General features: G+C 32.6%; 3 protein-coding genes. 1 reads left to right on the top strand and 2 read right to left on the bottom strand.

Features of this window, described 5'->3' with window-relative positions; genetic code table 11:
- Nucleotides 1-6 precede the first annotated feature (6 nt).
- Complete coding sequence (locus tag AC1DJR_RS25950) at nucleotides 7-192, top strand: YkvS family protein (protein WP_429687287.1); 186 nt, start codon at nucleotides 7-9, stop codon at nucleotides 190-192.
- A 62-nt stretch (nucleotides 193-254) separates the two neighbouring features.
- Here AC1DJR_RS25950 and AC1DJR_RS25945 read toward each other — a convergent pair whose 3' ends face one another.
- Together AC1DJR_RS25945 and alr are read right to left on the bottom strand one after the other, a co-directional pair.
- The gene (locus tag AC1DJR_RS25945; protein WP_429687288.1) at nucleotides 255-554 is read right to left on the bottom strand and encodes an ArsR/SmtB family transcription factor; all 300 of its coding nucleotides are present in this window, start codon (nucleotides 552-554) and stop codon (nucleotides 255-257) included.
- A gap of 219 nt (nucleotides 555-773) precedes the next feature.
- Nucleotides 774-1,970: an alanine racemase gene (gene alr, locus AC1DJR_RS25940; protein WP_429687289.1), complete on the bottom strand. Its 1,197-nt coding sequence runs from the start codon at nucleotides 1,968-1,970 to the stop codon at nucleotides 774-776.
- Nucleotides 1,971-2,576: the final 606 nt, after the last annotated feature.

Here is a 2,576-nt window from a genome sequence, read left to right as displayed (position 1 = left end):
GGTACTATGAAAGCAAACGTAGGGGATACTATACTTTTTCAAAGAAATAACCTGAAAATCACTGGCTCTGTATTAAAACTGTACACTGAATCTGTCTTAGTTGAAATTACAGGTGTAAATGGTGGTACTTTTGAATTTGATCGAACTATTGTGAATCATAAAAACTATAAAATCTTAAATACAAACAAATAATGAAATACAAAATAGTCCCTCTGTTTTATAACAGAGGGACTATTTTGTAGAACGAACATCCGTTAGTTTATATATCCTAATACATTAACAATCTTACTTGCTTTTAAATTATTAATGTAATAATAAATTTCTAATCCTCTTCGCTCTGCTTTTAGCACTTTACCTTTCATTTTTGATAAATGCTGTGAAACAGTCGATTGCGGAATGTTTAATATTTCTGTTAATTGCGTTACATTACAAGTTTTACGGACACTTAATTCATTTACAATTTGTAAACGTATTGGATGCGCCATAATTTTTAAAATATCTACATCTTCTTCAGTAACTGAAGTTTTTTTTATCTCGCTCGTATATGTTGTCATAAGACATTCCCCTTTTATATTGATTCCTTTTTATTTAGATCCATTTCTAAAGAAAACCACAATCCCCAATATGCAACTCAGACCCTTATATAGAAATAATAGGATTTTATTTCATTAAAAACAGAAATGCTATTTATTTTATTTATTTGGTACATATACATAATACAATTTTAATATGTGCTGCATGTGAAGTTAGCATAAATTTATGGTGAAGATTCTTCATTCATTTATACATAAACTGATAGGACTTCTTCGTAGTTCATTTATTATTTCGATTGGCTTATTGTCTTTTATATAGATGCGAGGTATCCTTCTACTTAACATACAAGTAATCTCATAATTAATTGTACTTATTATATCTGCAACGCAATCTACACTTATTGATTCCTCGCCTTGATTACCATAAAAGACCACTTCCTCCCCAACATGTATTGGCATGATTTTTGTTACGTCCAACATTAACTGGTCCATACAAATACGTCCTATAATAGGAACTTTCATACCCTTTATTAATACAAACCCTTTATTCGAGAGTTGCCTGCTGACACCATCCGCATATCCAACCGGTATTGTCGCAATCCATTCTTCTCCTGTCGCTGTGTATGTTGCTCCATAGCTAACCCCATTTCCTTTTTTTACTTTTTTGATATGCGCAACTTTTGATTTAAATGTCAGGATAGGCTGTAACGAAATAGCTTCTTGATTGACATCTGCAGATGGATAGAGACCGTATAACGCGATTCCAAGGCGGACCATATTTCCTTTTGTTTCTCTCATATCAATTGTAGCAGCACTATTATTGGCATGAATCCATGGAATAACAATTTGTAACTCTTCTGCTTTGCTTACGGCTTTTTGAAATACCTCTTGTTGCATGAGAGTATACATTTTATCCCTTTCATCTGCACAAGCGAAGTGCGTGTACATGCCTTCAACCTGAATATATTTTGTACACTTTAATGTTTGTAAGAACAATGTAACTTCATTAAGTTGTAAACCGAGTCGGCTCATTCCAGTGTCAATTTTAATATGGATATACGCATTCTTTTCCATTTGTGAAGCAACCTCTTCTATAGCATGCAAATCCTCAATTGTATATACTGTCATGCTTAAATCATATGTAATTGCATCTACTATCGCTTCATACGGTGTGTATCCAAAGATTAATATTGGTACAGTTATACCAGCTTCTCTAAGTTCAATTCCTTCATCTACAAACGCAACTGCCAAGTGACTTGTACCTGCCTCTATTGCCGCTTTCGCAATCGGAACTGCCCCGTGTCCATAGGCATTCGCTTTGACAGCTGTCATAATCGCTGTACCAGATGGAATAGCTTGTTTGTACTGTTGGAAATTACGTTGCAGTGCATTTAAATCAACTTCAATAATAGTATGTCTACCGTAGTTAACGTTCATAATTTATTTACCCCCTATATCAAGCTATCAAAAATGCTCTTCCTGAAGAGCCAAGTTCATGAATACGTCAAAGTCATTAGTATTCAAACGAAAATCCGTCGGTTATTATTTTTTTAGTATTCCTTCAGTTATTTTTATCTCGTAGCCTTCCGTGAGCTAAAATCGTTAAAAATCACATTCACTCTCACCCTCATATTTTTACATATCTTCACCTATCCAAAAAGGTACACACATTATGTATTTTTACAGTCTAGTGGTATGGTGGAGAGATATAGATATACCTCTTTGTAATACAATTGCTTTTCGAAGTAATACTATATGAGTAATAAATATAGCTACTGTATAAAAATATTCATAAGATGACTTCATGTCCTACAACTATATGATTTAACAATTCATTTTCAAGGTAATTTCAATGTATACTAATTATTTAAATATAGTAATATATAGTTTTCAAATTGATAATTAGGTGGCTGTTGTAAAATGAATTACAAAAAGGTATTTTAGTTGGTCTTATATGTGTATTTGTGTTTTCATTAAGTGGTTGTAATTTTATAGATGGGTTTAAAAACGAATTTGCTTGYTAAGTGCGGAGCTGTATACTTC

The organism is Bacillus sp. 05T31 (assembly GCF_056396725.1).
The sequence above is the reverse complement of the archived record's forward strand: the minus strand, read 5'-3'. Positions and strand labels throughout refer to the sequence as shown.